The following is a 20,978-nucleotide window of genomic DNA, read 5'->3' on the forward strand; positions in this document are numbered from 1 at the left end:
CAACCCGAGCATTCATCGATGCAGCGACTGCTCAAGCGCCGGGACTTTCTGTTCGTCCGCGATGGCCGCAGGGCAAATGCTGCGACATTGTCTTTGCAGGCGCGCCGCCGGGAGAGTGGCCAGCCGGGCCTGTCCGAGGCTGCGACTCCGCAGAGCGATGAGCCGCGAGTCGGCTTTACCGTGACCAAGAGGGAAGGTAGCGCCGTTGAGCGCAACCGAATCCGTCGGCGCCTGCGCGAGGCGGTGCGGCTCTCTGGCGCGCTTCACGCGCGCGCTGGCCATGATTATGTCGTCGTGGGGCGGCACACCGCTCTCGACGCGCCTTTTGCGACGATCGTTGACGAAATGATAGCGGCGTTCGGCCGCGTGCATGCGGAGCGCCAGGGCGCCCGCAAGCCGCGGCGCTCGGCCGATGAGGCTGCACGATGAAGAATGTAGACACCAAGAACCTCGTTCTGGCGATCTTCCTGACGCTGGTGGTGGTCGCGGTCTGGGAATATTTCATCGGCCAGCCCATGCAGCGCCGGCAGGAACTGGCGGCCCAGCAGCAACAGCAGATCCAGCAACAGCAGCAGGCCGCCCAACAGCAGCAACCGCAGACGGCCGCGCCCGCCACCGGCAGCAGCTCGAATGTGCCTGGCGTCTCCTCGGGCCAGCAGCAGTTCGGCAGCCGTGAGGCGGCCGTGGCGGCCTCGCAACGCGTGCAGATCGATTCGCAGCGCCTGATCGGTTCGATCAACCTCACCGGCGGCCTGATCGACGATCTGGCCCTGCGCGGCTATCGCGAGACGCTCGATCCCAATTCGCCGAATGTGAAGCTGTTCTCGCCGCGCGGCACGCCGATCCAGGCCGCTGATCACCATACCATCGTCGAGAACCATGGGCCGTATTTCACCTATTCCGGCTGGAAGGCGGCGCCCGGCGCCACTGTGAAGGTACCCGGCATCGACACGGTATGGACCGCCAAGTCCACCGCGCCATTGTCCTCGACCTCGCCCGTGCAACTCGACTGGGACAATGGCCAGGGCCTCGTCTTCCATCGCACCATCTCGATCGATACGGACCGGTCCCAGACCGGCTGGCTCGTGCCGGAGGCCGGCGATCCGCTGCCCGCGACTGCTCTCGACCTGCCGCGCCAGAACCTGCCGAAGGACCAGCAGGGTTCGGGTGCCAAGCCGATCGGCGGCTTCATGTTCACTATCAAGGACAGCGTGGAGAACAAGGGCACCGCGCCGGTCCAACTGGCCCAGACCTCCTATATCGCCCGTATCGGCACGCCGACGGTGGGCGGCTATTCCGTGCTGCATGAGGGCCTGATCGGCCGCTTCAGCGGCACGCAGGTCGAGACGACCTATAAGGGCCTCGAGCCCGACAAGCCGGTCGATCACGCCGGCGCCACCGGCTGGCTCGGCTTCACTGACAAATACTGGGCCAACGCCCTGGTGCCGGATCCGACCGCGACCTTCGACGGCAAGTTCGAGGTCGGCACGGTCAACGGCGTGCAGACCTATGTCGCCAGCGTGCTGCGGCCGGAACAGACGGTGGCGCCCGGCGCCACCTATGAGGTGAGCACCAATCTGTTCTCCGGCGCCAAGGAAGTCGCCACGCTCTCGTATTACGACGAGACGACGAAGGTGGATAACCTCTCCTATCTGATCGACTGGGGCTATCTGTGGTTCATCACCAAGCCGCTCTTCCGTCTGATCGAGATCCTCTTCCATCTGTTCGGCAATTTCGGCCTGGCCATCCTTGGCACCACCGTCATCCTCAAGCTGTTCTTCTTCCCGCTCGCCAATCGCTCCTATGAGTCGATGTCGAAGATGAAGAAGGTCCAGCCGGAGATGCAGAAGATCAAGGACCAGTTCCCGGACGACAAGCTGAAGCAGCAGCAGGCCACGATGGCGCTCTACAAGGAGCAGAAGATCAATCCGCTCTCGGGTTGCCTGCCCATGCTGTTCCAGATCCCGGTGTTCTTCGCGCTCTACAAGGTGCTGTTCGTCACCATCGAAATGCGCCAGGCGCCCTTCTTCGGCTGGATCCATGACCTTTCGGCGCCCGATCCGACCACGATCTTCAACCTGTTCGGCCTGATTGCCTGGCAACCTCCGACTGCCCTCATGATCGGCCCCTGGGTGATCCTTATGGGCTTCACCATGTTCATCCAGATGCAGCTCAATCCGGCCCCGCCGGATCCCACGCAGGCCATGATGTTCCGCTACATGCCGATCGTCTTCACCTATATGCTCGCTGCCTTCCCGGCCGGCCTGGTGATCTACTATTGCTGGAACAACTCGCTCTCGATCCTGCAGCAGACCCTGATCATGAAGAAGAATGGCGCCAAGATCGAATTGTGGGACAACCTCAAGTCGATATTCATAAAAAAAAAGACCCCTGACGGATCCCGCGTAGATGCCTGAGGCAGTGGACTACGCGGCGGCCGGCAAGAAGCTCTTCGCCGCGAGCTGGGATTTCCGACACGCGAGCAACACGCTGGAAGCCCTGCCGCTGCCCGAGGGCGTGGAGATCGCCCTTGCCGGGCGGTCCAATGTCGGCAAATCGAGCCTGATCAACGCGCTGACCAACCGCAATGCCCTGGCGCGCACCTCGCATACGCCAGGCCGTACGCAAGAGCTGATCTTCTTCTCGGCGAATGCGCCGCTGACCCTGGTCGACATGCCCGGCTATGGCTATGCGGCCGTGAGCGACAAGAAGGTCAAGGCCTGGACCAGGCTGATTCATGACTATTTGCGCGGACGGGTGAACCTCGCTCGCGTCTTCGTGCTGATCGATGCCCGGCACGGCCTCAAGACCACCGACGATGCCGTGCTGAAGACGCTCGACCAGGCGGCCGTGGTCTACCAGATCGTGCTGACGAAGGCGGACGAGGTGAAGAAGGCCGACCTTGAAAAGCGCGTTGCCGAGACCAAGGAGAAGATCTCCCGCCGCCCTGCCGCCTTCCCCGAGCTTATCGTCACCTCGAGCCGCGAAGGCACCGGCATGGATGAACTGCGCGCCACAATCGCTCAGATCCTGGTGGAGCGCGGCGGCCTGAAGCCATGATCGCCGACCGTATTCTCGCCGTGCTTGGCTGCCTCTTCGGCGCAGCCGGCATCGTGCTGATGGCGCTCGCCGCCCATGGCCGCTGGCCGGAAATCAACTATGCCGCCGTGATGGTGCTTGCCCATGCACCCGTGCTGCTGGGCATCACTGTCGCCATCCGGCTCGGCCTGCTGCGCGACTTCGTCGCCCGCCCCGCAGCCTTCGTGCTGGCGGCTGCCGTCGTGCTCTTCTCGGCCGATGTGGCGCTCCACGCCATCACCGAAGGCCACCTCTTCCCCATGGCGGCGCCAACAGGCGGCACCCTTTCCATCCTCGCCTGGCTGATGCTGGCGGTCTCGGCCGCGATGGCGCGGTAGCTCCTGCTCTCTTGAAAATCCCGATGTTTGGGATTTTCATGAGCATCAAGAATTTCAAGGGAGGAAGAGTAGTGCGTCGGTTCAGCACTGTCGAGCTTGCACGACGGATTTCGGTGGTAACGCACGCTGCTGCTCAGGAGCCAGTGGAAATCATGCGGCATCGCAAGCCAAAATTCGTGCTCATGAGCATGGAGCGCTATCACAGCCTCATCGGTGCGGACGAGCAGGATCCGCGCCGCAGCTTCACGTCGAAGACATTGCCGAATGATCTTCGTCTAGATTTGCTTGCTGCTGCGGGTCAGTATGAGCGCGAGCATGCTGACGGTTGATAGATCCGAAGGTCCTTTCCCTCCGCCCCTATCGTGTATCATGTTGCCTTGACCGCTATCAGGAGCAAGGGGGATGACGGTATTTCTCTGCAAGGCCTGCGGCACCTCCTATCCGGATGCTCCCCAGCCGCCCCTGGGATGCCCGATCTGCGAGGACGAGCGGCAATATGTTCCGGCGGGTGGGCAGGAGTGGCTGGCGCGCGAAGCACTGGCGTCTGTTCATCGCAATGCCTGGCAGCAACATGAGCCCGATCTCTACAGCCTGCAGACCGTGCCGGCCTTTGCCATCAACCAGCGTGCCTTTCTGCTGCGGACGCCGGATGGCAATGTGCTGTGGGATTGCATCGCCTTGCTCGACGGCGCCACCAAGGCGCTGGTCGAGAGCCTCGGCGGCCTGAGCGCCATCGCCATCTCCCATCCGCATTACTACTCGACCATGCAGGATTGGGCCGCCGCCTTCGGTGCGCCTGTCCACCTGCACGCGGCCGATCGCCAGTGGATCATGCGGCCCGATCCTGCCATCCGGCTTTGGGAGGGCGATGCGCTGGAACTGTGGCCGGGCATCACTCTGGTGCGCGGTGGCGGGCATTTTCCCGGCGGTACGGTGCTGCATTGGGCTGATGGAGCCGATAAACGGGGCGTGTTGCTCGCCGGCGATATACTGCAGGTCACGCCAGGCGCCCATCGAATTTCCTTCATGTGGAGCTATCCCAACATGATGCCGCTGCCGGCAGCCGAGATCGGGAAACTGATGGAGCGGGTGTCGGCCCGGCCGTTCGAGCGGATCTACGGTGCCTTCCTCGGACAGAACGTGCTGGCGAACGCCCATGCCGTGCTCGGCCAGTCAGCGGCACGCTATATCGAATTGCTGGAGGGAAGGACGGGGTGAGGCGTTCAGTTCCGGGAAGTCGAGTCTTCAGATCGGCATGAAGCCACGGCCTTTCCATGAGGCGAGGGCGCCGACCCCCTCACTTGATCGGCAGCACGTTCGTATATTTCACCTGCGCCAATGCGAAGCTCGATTCGATCGAGGCGATGCCGTCGAGCCGGGTCAGCTTGTCCTTGATGAAGCGCTCATAGGCGGCGAGATCGGCGCAGACCACGCGCAGGAGATAGTCGCGCGTGCCCGTCATCAGATAGCATTCCAGCACTTCGGGCCATTGCACGATGGCTGTGTCGAAGCGGTCGAGATATTCCTCGACCTGGCGCTCCAGTTTGATCGAGATGAAGACGCTGACCGGCAGGCCCACTTCCTTTTGCTCGACCACCGCGACATAGCCGCGGATGACGCCGCTTTCCTCCAGCTGCCGCACACGGCGCAGGCAGGGGGAATGGGAAAGGCCGACCCGTTCCGCCAGCGCCTGCACGGTGATGCGGCCGTCCTCCTGAAGCAGGCGCAGGATCTTGTGATCGATGGCATCGAGGGGCATGGACTTCCCTGGGATCGCAGGCTTCCAGCCTGCCTCTTGAACCGTACTACCACCTGGAGAGGACGATGCAGGCTGGAAGCCTGCGATTGTCTATTTCAATCCCATCGTGCAAGCCTAGCTTTTGGATGCCTCCAGCTCGGTGGCCGCCGAGCTGGAGGCGGGAGGGGACGGGTCGTGCCTGCGATAATCGAAGGACTGACTTAGGAGTCTGACCACCCCTCTCTTTTCCATGAGGCCTGAACGGATACCGGCATTGCTCCGGAGACAAGCAGAGGACTTGGAAAAGATGACGAGCAGCCTAGCACACAATGTCGGCACCGACATCGGCAAGGATCATTTGGATGTGGCTGTCCACCCGGCAGGCCTCATCAAGCGCTTTGCCAACACCCAGGCGGGCCATCGCGCCCTGCTTGCCTGGCTTTCTTCCTGGACTGTCGAGCGTGTGGTGTTCGAAGCAACGGGGGCCTATCATCGCGCCTTCGAACGCGCGCTCAACCAGGCCGGCCTGCCGGCCGTCAAGCTCAACCCGCGCCAGGCCCGACGCTTTGCCGAAGGTATTGGCAGGCTGGCCAAGACCGATCGCATCGATGCCATGACCCTGGCCCGCTATGGCCAGGCCGTCCAGCCCGAGCCGACCCTCATCGTCAGCCAGGCCCTTGAGGAGATGAAGCAATTGGCCGCGGCGCGGGACGCCCTGATGAAGATCAAAGTGGCAACCCAGACCCGCCAGCAAACCGCCGAACTCCCCCTGATCAAGCGCCAACTCGCCAAGACACTGGCTCTGACCCAAGCGCAGATAAACGCCATCGACGAGGAGATCGCCAGGCGGGCCGACAAGGATCCCGCCTTCAAGCGCAGAGCCGAAATCCTCGACTCCATCCCCGCCGTGGCACCCATCACAGCTCACGCCATGCTCATCCACATGCCTGAACTGGGCACCCTGTCTCCCCCTCAAGCCGCAAGCCTGGCCGGCCTCGCCCCTGTCCCACGCGACAGCGGCAGCAAAAATGGCAAGCGCTTCATTCGCGGGGGAAGAGCCCTTCTGCGACGAGCCCTCTATATGCCCATGGTCGCCGCTATCCGATGGAACCCCGACCTCGCCGCTAAATACCAGGCCATGGTCGCCGCCGGAAAACCCAAAAAAATCGCCATCGTCGCCATCATGCGCAAGCTCATCATCCTCGCTAACGCCCTCTTGCGAGATAATCGGATTTGGACGCCTAAAGCTGCTTGACCGAATACGGATACTCCCAGGGCGTTCACGTCGCGATCATATTACGCAGCAATTCCCTCATTCCAAGCGATAATCGCCAAATTGGAAATTAAAATCCTGCAAGATTGACCAAAATCGCCGGTCTCTTTCTGCTATTGTCAACGGACTCACGCCCGGAACCCATTGCCATGGCCGACCCCCGCCTGCCTTTCCTCGCCGCCCTTGAACGCAAGGCGCTCTGGCTCTCCTCCTGGATGATCCACAACGCCAATCATCTGCGCGCCAAGGAGGATGGGCTCAAGATCGGCGGTCACCAGGCCTCTTCCGCCTCGCTGGCGACGATCATGACCGCGCTTTACGGCGCCACCCTGCGTCCGCAGGACAGGGTGGCGGTGAAGCCCCATGCCTCGCCGATCTTCCATGCGCTCAACTATCTCTTTGGCCTGCAGAGTCTCGAAAAGCTGCAGAATTTTCGCGGCTTCAAGGGTGCCCAAAGCTATCCTTCGCGCACCAAGGATGTCGATGACGTCGATTTTTCCACCGGCTCCGTCGGTCTCGGCGTCGCGCAGACGCTCTTCTCGGCCTTGGTGCAGGATTATGTGAAGGCCAAGGGCTGGGGCGCAGGCAGCGGAAATGACTGGCCCGAGGGGCGCATGATCTCCCTCGTCGGCGATGCCGAGATGGATGAGGGCAATATCTTCGAGGCGCTGCTGGAGGGCTGGAAGCAGGGCATCCGCAATGTCTGGTGGATCGTCGACTACAACCGGCAGTCCCTCGACGCGGTGGTGCGCGAGGGGCTGTGGGAGCGCTTCGAGTCGATCTTCCGCAATTTCGGCTGGGATGTCGTCATCCTCAAATATGGCAAGCTCCTGGAGGCCGCCTTCGCCGAGCCCGGGGGCGAGGCTTTGCGCCGCTGGATCGACAACTGCCCGAACCAGCTCTATGCCGCGCTCTGCTACCAGGGTGGCAGCGCCTGGCGGCGGCACTTGATGGATGCCATCGGCGACCAGGGGCGGGTGGCCAAGCTGATCGAGGCCCGCTCGGATGAAGAGCTGGCGCGGCTGATGACCAATCTCGCCGGCCATGACATGCCGAGCCTGCTGGAGGCCTTTGAGGCTGCCGCTACGCATGATCGGCCGACCTGCTTCATCGCCTATACGGTGAAGGGCTTCGGGCTGCCTTTCCAGGGCCACAAGGACAACCATGCCGGCCTGATGACGCCGGCGCAGATGGAGGTCTGGCAGAAGGCGATGGGTATCCGCCCCGGCCATGAGTGGGACAAGTTCGAGGGGCTGGACGTGGCGCCCGAGGCCATGCAGGCGGCGCTCGACAAGGTGCCTTTCGTCCGGAAGGGGCGCCGGCGCCTGGCCGCCGCCAAGGTGGAGGTGCCGGAGGCGCTGCCCTACCGCGCTGCTGCCGCCATGTCGACGCAGCAAGGCTTTGGCGTCATCCTGAATGATCTCGCCGCCACCAACCTGCCGGTGGCCGAGCGGATCGTCACCACGGCGCCGGACGTCACGGTTTCCACCAATCTCGGCGGCTGGGTCAACCGGCGCGGCCTGTTCGCTCGCGAAGAGCTGGCAGATACCTTCAAGAAGGAAAAGATTCCCTCCACCTTCACCTGGGAGTTTTCGCCGAAGGGGCAGCACATCGAGCTCGGCATTGCCGAGATGAACCTTTTCATCCTGCTTTCGGCGCTCGGCCTTTCCCATTCCATCAATGGCGAGCGCCTGCTGCCGATCGGCACGCTCTACGACCCCTTCATCCAGCGTGGCCTCGATGCGCTCAACTATGCCTGCTACCAGGATGCCCGCTTCATGGTGGTGGCGACACCCTCCGGCGTGACGCTGGCGCCGGAAGGCGGAGCGCATCAGTCGATCGCCACGCCCCTCATCGGTATCGCCCAGGATGGGCTCGCCGCCTTCGAGCCGGCTTTCGTCGACGAGCTTGCCGTGATCATGCGCTTTGCCTTCGATTACATGCAGCGCGACGGGGAGGGGGACCCGGACGAGACGACCTGGTTGCGCGACCAGACGGGCGGCTCGGTCTATCTACGCCTCTCCACCCGCACACTCGACCAGCCGCAACGCGCAATGACCCCCGACCTTGCCGCGGACATCGTCAACGGCGCCTATTGGATGCGCCGGCCCGGTCCCAATGCCGAGATCGTCGTGGCGGTGATGGGCGCTCCGACTGTGGAGGCCATCGAAGCCATCGGGCTGATGAGCGAGGATCGCCGCGACGCCGGCCTGCTGGTGATCACCTCGGCCGACCGCCTCAATGCCGGTTGGACCGCCGCCGAACGAGCCCGCCAGCGCGGCAATTTCAACGCGCGCAGCCATATCGAGCGCCTGTTCGCGCCCCTTTCGCGCGATTGCGGCCTCGTTACCGTGGTCGACGGCCATCCCGCCACGCTCGCCTGGCTCGGCGGCGTGCGCGGCCAGCGCGTGACCTCGCTCGGCGTCGAGCATTTCGGCCAGACGGGCACGATCCAGGACCTCTACCGCCATCATGGCATCGATACGAATGGGATCCTGCATGCCGCGCAGGCCCTGGCGCCGGGCAGGCCGATGCGGAACAGGCGGGAGTTGCCATAGCTGGGAGCGCGGACGTCCCGTCCGCTCTTGAAGCGTCGTAGCCTCCAAACCGTGCGAGACCATCGTCAACAGTCGCGGACATCAATCGAACGGTGGCGTTTCAAGAGCGGACGAGACGTCCGCGCTCCCGGGACGCTCCCAGGTTGCCTCGAATCCTCACCCTTGCGACAGTGCGCCTCCCTCGCAAGGTCTTTCCGATGTCCATCTCCCTCCTGCGCGTTGCTTCCTTCAACACCCAGCTCCTCGCCCGCTCGGGTGTGCCCTTTCATGAGCAGCCGCCCTATACGCCGGAGGAATATGAGGCCAAGACCGGCTTCATCGGCGGCCTTCTGGAGCGTGGACAGGTGGATATTGCCGGCTTCCAGGAAGTGTTCCACGAGGATGCCCTGCGCCATGCCGTCGAGAAATCGCCGCGCCTCACGGGCGCTTATGTCTGCGCGCCGCTCGCCGACGACAACGGCCCGAAAACGCCCGACGGTGCGCTGAATGCCCCGCGCGTCGGCTTCGCCAGCCGTCTTCCGGTGAGCAAGGCGGAATCCATCCGGGCTTTTCCCTCCGGCCTCGGCAATGGCTTTGCCGTGCGCCGCGACGCGAACGGCCGGCAGGAAGCCGTGCCCGTCGGTATCGGCTTCTTCGAGCGGCCGGTCCTGCGGGTGGAGGTTGCCCTGCCGAACGGCGTCCCGCTCGCTGTCTACGTCGTGCATCTCAAATCGCGCCGGCCGGTAATGCTGGAGGACGAGGACAGGCGCGATCCGGCCGTACGGGCGCTGGCGGTTGTGCGCGCGCTGGTGCAGCGCGGGGCCGAGGCGGCAGCGCTTCGCGTGATGCTGACGCGGGAGCTGGAGGGGCGCGGCGCAGCGCCCCGGCCCGTGATGGTGCTCGGCGATCTCAACGACGAACTCACCAGCGCCACCACGGAGCTCATCCGTGGCGAGCAGCCCCTGCCCGAAAGCCTGAAGCCGTTGATGGTCGACCCCGGCGACTGGCAGCGCAAGAACCGTCGGCTCTGGGACCTGCACCTTTATGCGGCATCTGACCAGCAGGCGAGCCACATCAAGGGTACGACGCTCTACACCCACATTCATTTCGGCGACTACCAGGCGCTCGACCACATCCTGTTCAGCCAGGAATTCTACAGCCGCAACCCCAACAGGATCGGCGATTTCCGCTATCTGCAGGTCTATAACGATCATGTCGTCGACACGCATATGACCGACATCAACCGCAATATCCGTACGGCGAGCGACCATGGCGTGCCCGTGGCGGAATTCACCTTGCTCGCGCGATCCACCATGCGGGAGGGCGCGGCAGCATCGCATGGGGGGCCGCTCGGGATCGGCTGACCGGCCGTCGACGCTGGTCTCGTCCCGCGCGTTTCACGGCGGTTGGCACAGGCTTTGCTTTGTTGTTCGTCGGGCTTAGCCTGTGCGGCTTGTGCGGTCGATCACCGCACCCGCTTAACTTTTCGACCACATTTGCGTAACACTGTGGTTACCAAATCGTTTTACGGGCGAATCGTGACGAGAAAGAAGATCCTCATCGTTCTGCATCAGGAGCATTCTTCTCCGGGCCGTATCGGCCGGCTCCTGATCGAGCGCGGACATGAACTCGACATTCGACGCCCGCGTTTCGACGATCCCCTGCCCAGGACGATGTGCGAGCATGACGGTGCCGTGATCTTCGGCGGCCCGATGAGCGCGAACGATGACGAAGCCTGGATCCGCCGCGAGATCGACTGGATCGGCGTGCCGCTGCGCGAAGACAAGCCCTTCCTCGGTGTCTGCCTCGGCGCCCAGATGCTGGCCCGCCATCTCGGCGGCAAGGTGGCTCCCCGCGATGACGGCGTGGTCGAGATCGGCTATTGGCCGATCGAGGCGACCCAGGACGGCCACGCCATGATGCAATGGCCCGGCCATGTCTATCACTGGCACAAGGAGGGCTTCGAGCACGTACGCGGCACTCGCCTGCTCGCCACGGGCGAGACCTTCGCCAACCAGGCCTTTGCCTTCGGGCGTGCTGCCTATGGCATCCAGTTCCATCCGGAAGTCACCTATCTGATGATGAACCGCTGGACGGCCAAGAGCGAAGAGAAGCTGCGTGCCACCGGCGCGCAGGACCGCGAAACCCAGCTTTGGGGCCGCCATCAGCATGATCACAGCGTGCAGCAATGGCTGCATCGCTTCCTCGACCTGTGGCTGAAGCCTCGCATGGCGGTTGCCGCGGAATAGCGAACCCGGAGTGTCGATCACCGATCGACCTTCTTAGAGACGACGTGCTCGCCGGAAGGAAGATGTCGATCGGTGATCGACACTCCAATTCTGTCTGTTCCTCACATCCATTCGCGCTGCATTGCCCCCGCCTGAGAGACGGGCGCGCCCGGGTTGATGCGGCGGATGCGGCGTAGTTTGCCGGCAATGGGTTCGTGGATGCCTCGTGTCATCTGGATGGCGATGCCGTTTCCGCCATGCTGTTCGAACAGGCTCCGCAAGGAGGCGTCCACCCTCGCCTCGCTCTCCTCCGGCGCATCATAGGGCAGGCGCACGCGAAAGCGACGGTGTCCGATCTGCTCGAAGCGGAAATCATCAAGGCGCCGTTCGGCGTCGAGGATGGCGACGCGGATGGCTTCCGGCATCAAGGTGACGCCCTCCGCAATCTCGATGACGTCGTCGCAGCGCCCCTCGATGCGATCGATCGCCTGCAGCGGCGATCCACAGGCGCAGCGATAGGGCGACAGCACCAGGATGTCGTTGAGGCGGTAGCGGATCATGGCCTGGGCGCGCCGACGCAGATCGGTAATGATCGGCACGAAGCGGTCGGGATAACCCTCCACCGGTTCGCGTTCGATCAGCATGTCGTCCTCGTTGAGGTGGATCATGCCGCACCGGCAGGCGATGCCGATGAAGCCTTCGGTCGCCTGGTAGATCGAGCGCGGCGCGGTGCCATATCGGCTGGTCACCGGTATCGCGTCGAGAGGATCGAGGACTTCGCCGCCAGCAAATATATGAGCCGGCTTAATTTTAAAATTCTGTTCGGCCACGGCACGCAGGGCCTTGGGCGGCGCCACCAGCACGTCGGGCGCGAAGGCCTCCATGCCTTGGCGATGCGTGGCGATGCCGTGGCGCAGATCATAGAAGCCGAAGGCGAGCCGGCCGGACTGCCGGGTCGTCTCATAGAGCGCATTGCCCGTTGCCATCATCACAGCGATGCGGTGCCGGGTGAAGGGAAAGTCGGGCAGCGTTCGGGCGAGAATCGAGCCAAGCCATTGATAACGCTCGGCTTCGCTGATCAGGAACAGGCCCCGGTTGCCTGAGGTGCCCGAACTGGTACCGATGGTGAGATCGCCGAGGCGGCCGGAATGATTGGCTTCGGCCAAGCTCTTCTCCGCCACCTCCCAGGCTTGCTCCGCCGTGACCCGATGGGCATTGAGTTCGGAGAAATGGGCGAGGGTCTGGGCCTTGTCGATGAAAGGCCAATAGGCAAAATGTTTGCCGGCATGGGGTTTGTAGAAGGGGATGTTGGCGCCGGCGTGCTCGAGGAGATTCGCCAGCAGCTTGTCCTGACGTATTTTGATGTCCTGCCTCGTCCTGAGCTTGGCCAGGGTCCAGCGTTTGGCGACATATGCCTTGAGGATGGCGAGGGCGGGAGACATCAGGCCGGCTCGGGGTCGTGGCAGAGGCGGATGGTCACGCCGCTGGCATGGGCGGCGCGGGTGACGGCGATGCTGCGCAGGGCGGCGGGGCGGTCCGGCGTGATCATCCGGGCAATCCAGGGCAGGGGCTGCTCCTTCACGATCGCCGCCATCGTCCAGGCCGCATCGACGGCATAAAAACAATTCTCACCCGAAAAATAGATGCCGACATGGCCTTCCATATGTCCGGGTAAATCGACGGAGATCATCGAGCCGTCGCCGAAGATGTCGTGGCCGCTACCGCCCCATGGCAAGGGCGCCATCGGCGCATGTTCGAGCGTGCGGCACGCAGAGGCGGATAGCGCCGGCAGGAGGTTGCGGAAGAGGGCTTGGCCGGAGTCACGCCAGGAAGGGCTGCGCGACCACAATTCCAGCGTGGCGGCGGAAGCGTGGAGCGTAGCGTTGCGGAAGCGGTCGAGCCCGCAGATATGGTCCGCGTGCAGATGCGTGAGGATGATGTGGCGGACGTCGTCCGCGCCGGCGCCGATGGCAGCGAGCTGTGCCCCGATATCGCCTTCGGGCATCAGCTTCGGGCGCAGCAGGGAACGGTAGAACCACAGGGCCGGGGAATGCGAGCGATAGAGATCTTCGCTATAGCCGGTATCGACGAGCACCACCCCTTCCCTCGCATGCTCGATGAGGCCGTAGCGGATAGGCACATCCATACGCTCCCAGCCGGCGGTAGGATCCACCAGGCGGGCGGAGGCGCGAATGCGAGCGCAGATGGGAAACCGGATCTTCATGTCGTTCTAGAGCGTTCTGCCTTCAGCCCGAATCACCAAGAAACGCAAAATGCTTTTTGGTACCAGCAAGTTAATTTCGAAATCCGCGCCTGCCTGAACGCATTTCGCGCTAGGCAGCACCGCGAATGGTTCGCTCCAATGCTTCATCGAGGCCTATGGGAGGCCGCCAATCAAGCTTTTGCCTCACCTGGAGTAAATTAAGCGTGAGCGAATAGCTCAACAGGCCAAGTCCGTAAGCCGTCACGGGCGGTTCGCGTCTCCAGGGATCGAGCCGGAAGAGCACTTCGAGAAGATGTGCTCCCGCGAAGACGAGGGGTGCGGGCAGGCTACACCAGCGCACGTCCACGCCGAGGCCTCCGAGCAGCCGTTCGACCATATCGCGGACGACGACGGGTTCGCCCTGCGAGACATTGTAGGTGCCAGCGAGTTCGGCAGGCGCCTCGGCCATGGCTAGCAGCGCATGCGAATGCGTATCCACGAAAGTGAGATCGGTCATGGCCCGGCCATCCCGCAGCAGCGGGAGCGGGCCCCGGCGGGCGGCGGCGAGGAAGCGGGGCAGAAGTTGCGTATCGCCAGGGCCGAAAATGGCGCGGGGGCGGGCAATGAAGACGGGGCCGCCGAAGCGCCGTGCCTCCTCCTCCGAAGCGCGCTTGCTGGCGGCATAGGCATTGACTGGGGGCGGCAGCGTGGTGTCCTCGCTGAGATCGAGGCGGTCCTCGAAGGCGAAATAGACGCTGCTGGAGGAGACATGCACGAGACGGCCGATTCCGGCCGCCTCGGCGGCGCGCACGACATGACGCGTGCCGGCGACATTGACACGCTCGAAATCGTAGGTCCGGCCCCATGGTGCGGAGAGCGCCGCGAGATGGATCACCGCATCACAGCCCTTGAAGGCTGCCTGCAGGACTGTCTCGTCGCCGAGGTCGGCCCGAAGGAACCGGGCCTGGCCCTGGAAATCGCCGGGGCCGGTGATGCCGCGCGCCGTGGCGACCACTGCATGGCCTCGTTCCGCGGCAGCATGGACCAGATTGCGCCCGGCAAAGCCGGTGGCACCGGTGATGGCGATCTTCATGGCATTTCGAGGCAGAGGCCGCCGACGGAAAAACCTGCCGAGGTACCGAGCACCAGGACGCGGCTGCCTCTGCCGATGCGGTCGGCGGCGAAGGCATGGTGCAGGGCCGTGGGAATGGAGGCGGCGATCTGGTTGCCATGATCGGCGAGGATGTCGACGATCTTACCCTTGGGGATGCCGAGCCGGCCGCTGAGATGGTCGATGGCACCCCGGCTTGCCTGGTGAGGCACCACGAGGTCGATATCGCCGAGCCGCCAGCCGGCCTTGGCGAGCAGCCTGTCGAGGAAAGGCGCCACCACCCGCGCGGCCAGGCGATAGGCAGCCTTGCCGTCCATGCGGAAGAAGGCGCCGTCGATGAAGGATTTGATGTCGCGGTGGAGATCATAGCGCGTACCGCCGGCCGGTACCTCGCAATCGTGATAGCCCTCACTCCAGCTTTCCATCAGCGAGGCGACGAGGCCGCCCTGCCGCCCCTTGGCGGCGCCGATCACCGCGGCGGCGGCGCCGTCGCCGAACATGGCAGCCGTGTCCGGGTCCTGGCGCCAGGGCAGGCCGCGCGAGGCGATTTCGCTGGAGACGATCAGGATGTGGCTGCTGCGTCCGGTCTCGATCATCTGGGCGGCGAGGTCGAAGGCAGTGACGAAGCTCAGGCAACTCGCATTGACGTCGAAGCAGGGAATGCCGGTCTTGCCGAGCCCGAGCCTTGCCTGCACCAGGGGCGCCATGGCCGGGATCAACTGCTCGGGGATCGAGGAGGCCGACAGGATCATGTCGAGCCCGCCGGCGGGAAGCCCGGCCGCGGCAAGAGCGTCGCGAGCCGCCTCGGCCGCCATGAAACTGGAGGATTCGGCCTCGGCGACCGGCCGTTCGGCGATACCCGTGCGTTTTTCGGTGCGGCCGACGGCCCGACCGAGCATGCGGTCGATATCGGCGCTTCTGCGCCGGGCCGCCGGCATGTAGACGCCGGTGCCGGCGATACGGATGCGCGCCTGGAGCCGTCTTGCTGGCGAGATGTCGGAAGCAGCCTCCGCCGCGCCTCTCGCTTCCATCCGCATGGGGTCGTCGAGCGTCATGTCGCCAACATTGAACAGTGTTCATTTTTTTGATATCACCAAAATGAACGCCGTTCAAGCTGTGGGAGAGGCGCATGAGTACCGGTACGGTGCGGCAGAGCCGGGCGCAGGCGCGCCAGGATGCCACGCGTCAGCGCATTCTCGATGCGGCGCGCGACATCATCCTGCGGCACGGCTTCAGAGGCCTGTCGATCCGTACCATCGCCTCGGCGGTCAACTGCTCCGTTGGCACCATCTACAACCACTTCTGCGACTTTGATGACATCGTGCTGCATCTCAACGCCGAGACCATCGCCCGCCTCGATGCGGTGCTGGAGGAGGCGGTGTTCGGGCAGCCGGACTGGCAACCTTCGGCGCTCGTCGATGCCTATTTCGATTTCCTCGAACAGAATAACGCCGCCTGGCGTGCGCTGTTCGAGCATCATCTGCCGCGCGACTATCGCCTGCCGGACTGGTATCGCGAGGGCGTGGACGCCCTGGTCGGCCATGTCGTGGCCGCCTTCGGGCCGCTGGTGCCCCATCTCAGCCGGCAGGACTGCGCCGAACTGATCGTCGGGCTGTGGGCCGGCCTGCATGGCCTGGCTTCGCTCGACCAGGAGGACAAGCTCTCGACCGTTTCGGTCGGCAGTTCGGCGCGGAAGATCGGCCAGATGCTGGTGCGGACCGCTCTGCGCGGGGCTGGCGCCAGCCGCGCCTGAAGCAAAATGCGTTCAAGCAAAGCGGCCTTGCGGACCGCGCCATGGGTACCAAAGCATTTTGCAATTCTGGGTGATTCAAATTCAAGGTGGAACGCCTGAGCCATGCGCCTTCTCGTCACCGGTGCCCGCGCCCCTGTCGCCGTCGAGATCGCCCGGCTGCTGCTGGCTGCCGGACATCAAGTACATACGGCCGATTCCGGTCCCTTCGACCTCGCCGGTACGGTAAAGGGTGTGCGGCGGCACCGGCTGCCGCCGCCCCGGAAGCAGCCGGCGGCCTTCGCTCGCGCCGTTGCCGAAATCGTGGCACGCGAGAGCATCGAGCGCGTCATTCCGACCTGCGAGGAGGTGTTCTATCTCGCGGCAGCCCGAGAGCAGGGCTATCCGCTTCCGCTCTTTGCCCCCGACTTCGGGACCTTGCGTCGATTGCACGACAAGCACGCCTTCATTGCCCTGGCTGCCGGCCTGGGGCTGCCCGTACCGGATACGCGGCTTCTCGAAAGCAGGGAGCAGGGCATGGCTCTCGCACCCCTTGCCAGGGATCTCGTGTTCAAACCGGCCTTCTCGCGCTTCGGGACCCAGGCTCTGGTGGGCGAACGTCCGGATGGCATAACCCCGACGCCACTGCGGCCCTGGGTGGCTCAGGAGCGTCTGCAGGGCGAGGAGCTCTGCCTTTATGCCCTGGCCAGCGCCGGACGTCTGGATGCCTTCTGCGCCTATCGCCCGCTCTATCGTCTCGGCAGGGCCTCGAGCTTCTACTTCGAGCCCATCGCGGCGCCTGATGGGGAGGCGCTGGTTAGGCGCGTGACGGAGGCCTTGACCTATACCGGCCAGATCGCCTTCGATGCGATACGCACGTCCGATGGACGCCTGCTGCCGATCGAGTGCAACCCGCGCGCCACCAGCGGTGTGCATCTGCTGGCGGGGACTCCCGGTTTCGCCGCCTGCCTGACGGGCGAAGCACAAGCCAGGATGCTGGTCGCGCCGGGCGAGCCGGCCATGCTGGGCCTCGCCATGGTGCTGATCGCCTTGCCGCACCTGCGCTTCGGACACATCGGCGCCTGGCGGCGGGATTATGCCAGGGCGCGGGACGTGCTGGCGGGATTCAACGGCCGGACACTCGGGACGCTGGCGCGGCAGGCTCTTGAAAGTGCGAGACGGCGTATTCCGCTCCGGGCTATCGCCACCCATGACATCGAGTGGGATGGCGAGCCGATCGATATGAGGGAATAGCGCCCGGGACCGCCGGCTTTCCAGCCGGCTCTTCCTACCCGGCAGACTCGGTGTTCCCGGCAAGAGCCGGCTGGAAAGCCGGCAGTCATAGGGGTGCTACCTCGCCAGCCCGGCAAACCGCTTCAACGCTTCGTCGGCGAGCGACCGCGTAAGTTCGCCTGCCGAAGGTGCGTCGCGGCAGAGCTTCGCCGCCTGTCCGGCCCATAACGGCATGAAATCACCCGAGCCTTCTTTCTCGGTCTTGGCCCGCAAGGGCATCAGTGCCCCGCCGGCCAGCGGGAAGGCCGGAGCGAGATCGGAGATCGGGCCGACCTCACGCATCAGGCGGTTGACGATGCCGCGGGCCGGGCGGCCGGTGAAGAGATTGGTCAACGCCGTCCTGTCGGCCTTCTGGTCATGCAGCGCCGCGCGGTGGGGTGTGGGGACGCGTGCCTGCGGCGTGAAGAGATAGGCGGTGCCGATCTGCACCGCCGCCGCGCCCAGTGCGAAAGACGCCACGATCCCCCGGGCGTCCGAGATGCCGCCCGAGGCTATGACGGGCACCTTCACGGCATCCACGATCTGAGGCACCAGGGCGAAGGTGCCGACCTGCGTGGACAGGTCTTCTTCGAGGAAAATGCCGCGATGGCCGCCAGCCTCGAAGCCCTGGGCGATAATGGCATCGCAGCCACGGTCCTCCAGCCAGCGCGCCTCATCCACCGTGGTGGCGGAGGAGAGGATCTTCGCGCCCGTCGCCTTGACGCGATCGAGCAGGAGGCCGTCCGGCAGGCCGAAATGGAAGCTGACGACCTCGGGCCTGTAGTCCTCGACAAGGCCGCAGAGCGTATCGTCGAAGGGCGCGCGATTCGAGACCGGGACAGGGCCGTTGGGATCGAGGCCGGCTTCGAGATAGTAGGATCCCAGCCTCTTGCGCCAGCCGGCCTCACGCGTGGCATCCGGCACGGGCGGCGTGTGGCAGAAGAAGTTGACATTGATCGGTTTTGCCGTGCGCTGGCGGATGATGCCGAGTTCGTTGCGCGCCTGCTCCGCCGTTATGGTGGCGCAAGGCAGGGAACCGAGCCCGCCGGCCTCGGCCACCTCAATCACCATGTCCGACAACACGGGCCCCGCCATGGGCGCCTGGATGATGGGAAGCTCGATGCCCAGGAGATCCTGGATTCGCCGATCAGGCCACATGTTGCGTCTCCTCCTGCCCGATGCACGACACGGGAAAGTGGCGCCACCTTAAGCGATCCCAACTCACCATGATATCGTCGCATACTAGGGAGCGCGGATTTCAAGTCCGCTCTTGAACCGCCGCACTCGCATAATCTGGCTGTACGGCATCGTTGCGCTTTATCCTGAAACCGCGCGGTTCGACAGCGGACTGGAAATCCGCGCTCCCGGGATACGCCTGGATCGGTGTGCCGGTCTTCAGACCGGCATGCCCTCGGCCTCGGTGGCAAGATGCCATTCCCGCCACATCGGCCATCGGTCGATCTGGCTGAGAAGACCGGCACACCAAATATGCCTCTTTCTGCCGGCGACCTGTTTCAGGGAGCGGACATCGCGACATGAAGGCATGTCGCTGTGATGTCCGCGCTCCCAGTTATTTCAGGCAGGCCTCTGCCAGTTGCTGGAACGACCTTGCCCGGTGCGAGATCTTGTTCTTCTCGGCTTCCGGCATTTCGGCGAAGGTCTTGTCCGAGCCGTCGGGCTGGAACATGGGATCGTAGCCATGGCCATGCGCGCCTCGGGTCGGCCAGACCAGCGTGCCGTCGGCGCGGCCCTCGAAGGTCTCGCGGTGGCCATCGGGCCAGACCAGGGTGAGCACGGAGACGAAGGTGCTGCGGCGTTGCGCCGGCGCGGTAGCGCCGACGGCGAGGAGTTCGTCCTGTGCCTTCTGCATGGCGACGTCCCAGCTGCGGGTCGGGCCGGCCCAGTCCGCCGTGTAGACGCCCGGAGCGCCGCCCAGGGCCTCGATGCACAGGCCCGAATCGTCGGCCAGCGCCGGCAGGCCGGTTGCTTCCAGTGCTGCGAGCGCCTTGATGCGGGCGTTCTCGACGAAGGTCGTGCCGGTCTCGTCCGGCACGGGCAGGCCGAGCTGGCCGACCGAGACGACATCGACTCCATAGGGTGACATCAGCGCCTGGAATTCGGCGAGCTTGCCACTGTTGTGCGTGGCCAGCACCAGCTTGCCGGTGAGGCGGCGGCCCATCAGGCGACGGCCTTCTTCTGGAGCTCGACCAGTTCGCCGATGCCCTTGCGCGCCAGCGCAAGCATCTCCAGGAACTGCGCCTCGCTGAAGGGCGCGCCCTCGGCCGTGCCCTGGATCTCGACAAGGCCGCCGGCGCCGGTCATCACGAAATTGGCGTCCGTCATCGCCTCCGAATCTTCGGCGTAGTCGAGGTCGAGCACCGCCACCCCCTTGGAAATGCCGCAGGAGATCGCCGCGACATGATCCTTGATCGGGCTGGCGGCGAGCATCTTGCGTTCCATCATCCAGCGCACGCATTCCTGCAGGGCGATGAAGCCGCCGGTGATCGAGGCGGTGCGGGTGCCACCATCGGCCTGCAGCACGTCGCAATCGATGGTGATCTGCTTCTCGCCCAGGCGCACCAGGTCGACGACCGCGCGCAGGGAGCGGCCGACCAGGCGCTGGATCTCCTGGGTGCGGCCCGAGGGCTTGCCGGAGGTCGATTCGCGCCGGGTGCGCTCATGCGTAGCACGCGGCAGCATGGCATACTCGGCCGTGACCCAGCCCTTGCCGGTGCCGCGCAGCCAGGCCGGGGGCTTTTCTTCCAGGCTCGCAGTGCACAGCACATGGGTTTCGCCGAACTTGATCAGGCAGGAGCCTTCGGCGTAGCGGGCGACATTGCGCTCGATCGAAACGGGGCGCAACTCATCGGGCGCGCGGCGGGAAGGACGCATCACAATCTCCAAGAAATCCGGGCGCGTTGTAGCCCGCCTCGGCGGTCATCCGCAAGCCGGGGCTCAGACGGGCAAGTGTCATGATCGAGAGCCTGCTGCGCGAAATCCCGCGCGCCGACATGGGCATACGTTGCGGCTTCCTGGACCCTGCCAACTTCAGCCGCAATTTCAGGCTTTGTTTCGGGGCGAGTCCCAGGGAACTTCCGCGGCGGGGGTGAGCTGCCATTCGGTCTGCAACTGACGAGGATGTCTGGCTTTTCTTCATTGCAATACTTTCATCCATAATGGTCCTCGGATGACAAAGTTGGAACAGGGATTCCAGCATTCAAATCTTCAAAACCCTGTTACATGTTACAAAATATGAAATCTGTAACCTCAAATCCTGAGCTTTTCGATCAACCTTTTACCTCTCGTTGATTGAACGTAACATATTGATGATAAAAGATTTAGCTATAGGAAGAGCGGCTGGCGGATTGGGCGTCTTATGGCGATTCTGCTCTTGTTCTCCTGAAGCTTGAACCGGGCTCCCAAAGGGGCTATCGGAGGTGGGGACGGTTTCATCTTCGGCAAATATCTCAG

21 protein-coding genes are annotated in these 20,978 nt (G+C 64.2%); 12 read left to right on the forward strand and 9 right to left on the reverse strand.

The window, feature by feature from the left end; genetic code table 11:
- The first annotated feature begins 18 nt into the window (after positions 1-18).
- From rnpA to ACMDCR_RS06415, 6 genes are all read left to right on the forward strand, one after another.
- Positions 19-429: a ribonuclease P protein component gene (gene rnpA, locus ACMDCR_RS06390; RefSeq protein WP_413991716.1), complete on the forward strand. Its 411-nt coding sequence runs from the start codon at positions 19-21 to the stop codon at positions 427-429.
- On the forward strand, positions 426-2,417 hold the full coding sequence (gene yidC, locus ACMDCR_RS06395) for a membrane protein insertase YidC (RefSeq protein WP_413991717.1): 1,992 nt from the start codon (positions 426-428) through the stop codon (positions 2,415-2,417). The genes rnpA and yidC overlap by 4 nt, the downstream gene beginning before the upstream one ends.
- Positions 2,410-3,060: a ribosome biogenesis GTP-binding protein YihA/YsxC gene (yihA, locus tag ACMDCR_RS06400; RefSeq protein WP_413991718.1), complete on the forward strand. Its 651-nt coding sequence runs from the start codon at positions 2,410-2,412 to the stop codon at positions 3,058-3,060. Before yidC ends, yihA begins: the two co-directional genes overlap by 8 nt.
- Positions 3,057-3,416 carry a DUF423 domain-containing protein gene (locus ACMDCR_RS06405; RefSeq protein ID WP_413991719.1) on the forward strand — a complete coding sequence of 120 codons (360 nt, stop codon included), beginning with the start codon at positions 3,057-3,059 and terminating at the stop codon, positions 3,414-3,416. The genes yihA and ACMDCR_RS06405 overlap by 4 nt, the downstream gene beginning before the upstream one ends.
- A 38-nt stretch (positions 3,417-3,454) precedes the next feature.
- Positions 3,455-3,745 (forward strand): prevent-host-death family protein, encoded by a 291-nt coding sequence (locus ACMDCR_RS06410; RefSeq protein ID WP_413991720.1) that lies wholly within the window; start codon positions 3,455-3,457, stop codon positions 3,743-3,745.
- A gap of 73 nt (positions 3,746-3,818) precedes the next feature.
- Positions 3,819-4,634: an MBL fold metallo-hydrolase gene (locus ACMDCR_RS06415; RefSeq protein ID WP_413991721.1), complete on the forward strand. Its 816-nt coding sequence runs from the start codon at positions 3,819-3,821 to the stop codon at positions 4,632-4,634.
- A 79-nt stretch (positions 4,635-4,713) separates the two neighbouring features.
- On the opposite strand, the gene ACMDCR_RS06420 is transcribed toward ACMDCR_RS06415, so the two are convergent.
- Positions 4,714-5,175 (reverse strand): Lrp/AsnC family transcriptional regulator, encoded by a 462-nt coding sequence (locus ACMDCR_RS06420; protein WP_413991722.1) that lies wholly within the window; start codon positions 5,173-5,175, stop codon positions 4,714-4,716.
- Positions 5,176-5,461: 286 nt separating this feature from the next.
- Here ACMDCR_RS06420 and ACMDCR_RS06425 point away from each other — a divergent pair, with 286 nt between their 5' ends.
- The 4 genes from ACMDCR_RS06425 to ACMDCR_RS06440 all read left to right on the forward strand — a co-directional run bounded on the left by ACMDCR_RS06425 (position 5,462) and on the right by ACMDCR_RS06440 (position 11,213).
- Complete coding sequence (locus tag ACMDCR_RS06425; protein ID WP_413987661.1) at positions 5,462-6,409, forward strand: IS110 family transposase; 948 nt, start codon at positions 5,462-5,464, stop codon at positions 6,407-6,409.
- Between the two features lie 167 nt (positions 6,410-6,576).
- Complete coding sequence (locus ACMDCR_RS06430; protein ID WP_413991723.1) at positions 6,577-8,985, forward strand: transketolase; 2,409 nt, start codon at positions 6,577-6,579, stop codon at positions 8,983-8,985.
- Between the two features lie 197 nt (positions 8,986-9,182).
- Positions 9,183-10,328 (forward strand): endonuclease/exonuclease/phosphatase family protein, encoded by a 1,146-nt coding sequence (locus ACMDCR_RS06435; protein ID WP_413991724.1) that lies wholly within the window; start codon positions 9,183-9,185, stop codon positions 10,326-10,328.
- A gap of 174 nt (positions 10,329-10,502) precedes the next feature.
- Positions 10,503-11,213 (forward strand): glutamine amidotransferase, encoded by a 711-nt coding sequence (locus ACMDCR_RS06440; protein ID WP_413991725.1) that lies wholly within the window; start codon positions 10,503-10,505, stop codon positions 11,211-11,213.
- A gap of 101 nt (positions 11,214-11,314) precedes the next feature.
- On the opposite strand, the gene ACMDCR_RS06445 is transcribed toward ACMDCR_RS06440, so the two are convergent.
- From ACMDCR_RS06445 to ACMDCR_RS06460, 4 genes are all read right to left on the reverse strand, one after another.
- On the reverse strand, positions 11,315-12,634 hold the full coding sequence (locus ACMDCR_RS06445) for a F390 synthetase-related protein (protein WP_413991726.1): 1,320 nt from the start codon (positions 12,632-12,634) through the stop codon (positions 11,315-11,317).
- Complete coding sequence (locus ACMDCR_RS06450; protein WP_413991727.1) at positions 12,634-13,416, reverse strand: MBL fold metallo-hydrolase; 783 nt, start codon at positions 13,414-13,416, stop codon at positions 12,634-12,636. The genes ACMDCR_RS06445 and ACMDCR_RS06450 overlap by 1 nt, the downstream gene beginning before the upstream one ends.
- Positions 13,417-13,525: 109 nt before the next feature.
- Positions 13,526-14,488, reverse strand: coding sequence for an NAD-dependent epimerase/dehydratase family protein (locus ACMDCR_RS06455; RefSeq protein WP_413991728.1), 963 nt, complete (start codon positions 14,486-14,488; stop codon positions 13,526-13,528).
- Entirely contained in the window at positions 14,485-15,561 is a 1,077-nt protein-coding gene (locus ACMDCR_RS06460) for a 3-oxoacyl-[acyl-carrier-protein] synthase III C-terminal domain-containing protein (RefSeq protein WP_413991729.1), read from the reverse strand. The genes ACMDCR_RS06455 and ACMDCR_RS06460 overlap by 4 nt, the downstream gene beginning before the upstream one ends.
- A 74-nt stretch (positions 15,562-15,635) precedes the next feature.
- Between ACMDCR_RS06460 and ACMDCR_RS06465 the strand changes: the two genes are divergently transcribed.
- Both ACMDCR_RS06465 and ACMDCR_RS06470 read left to right on the forward strand, forming a co-directional pair.
- On the forward strand, positions 15,636-16,259 hold the full coding sequence (locus ACMDCR_RS06465; RefSeq protein ID WP_413991730.1) for a TetR/AcrR family transcriptional regulator: 624 nt from the start codon (positions 15,636-15,638) through the stop codon (positions 16,257-16,259).
- Between the two features lie 102 nt (positions 16,260-16,361).
- Positions 16,362-17,489 (forward strand): hypothetical protein, encoded by a 1,128-nt coding sequence (locus tag ACMDCR_RS06470; protein ID WP_413991731.1) that lies wholly within the window; start codon positions 16,362-16,364, stop codon positions 17,487-17,489.
- A gap of 96 nt (positions 17,490-17,585) precedes the next feature.
- On the opposite strand, the gene ACMDCR_RS06475 is transcribed toward ACMDCR_RS06470, so the two are convergent.
- The 4 genes from ACMDCR_RS06475 to ACMDCR_RS06490 form a co-directional block, all read right to left on the reverse strand.
- Entirely contained in the window at positions 17,586-18,665 is a 1,080-nt protein-coding gene (locus tag ACMDCR_RS06475) for an NAD(P)H-dependent flavin oxidoreductase (protein ID WP_413991732.1), read from the reverse strand.
- Between the two features lie 412 nt (positions 18,666-19,077).
- Entirely contained in the window at positions 19,078-19,686 is a 609-nt protein-coding gene (gene rdgB / locus ACMDCR_RS06480; protein WP_413991733.1) for an RdgB/HAM1 family non-canonical purine NTP pyrophosphatase, read from the reverse strand.
- A complete protein-coding gene (gene rph, locus ACMDCR_RS06485) occupies positions 19,686-20,399 on the reverse strand; it encodes a ribonuclease PH (RefSeq protein ID WP_413991734.1) in 714 nt (237 codons plus the stop codon). Before rph ends, rdgB begins: the two co-directional genes overlap by 1 nt.
- A complete protein-coding gene (locus ACMDCR_RS06490; protein ID WP_413991735.1) occupies positions 20,371-20,724 on the reverse strand; it encodes a hypothetical protein in 354 nt (117 codons plus the stop codon). Before ACMDCR_RS06490 ends, rph begins: the two co-directional genes overlap by 29 nt.
- Between the last annotated feature and the right edge of the window lie 254 nt (positions 20,725-20,978).

The sequence above is a fragment of the Labrys okinawensis genome, assembly GCF_047345005.1.
Lineage (GTDB): Bacteria > Pseudomonadota > Alphaproteobacteria > Rhizobiales > Labraceae > Labrys > Labrys okinawensis.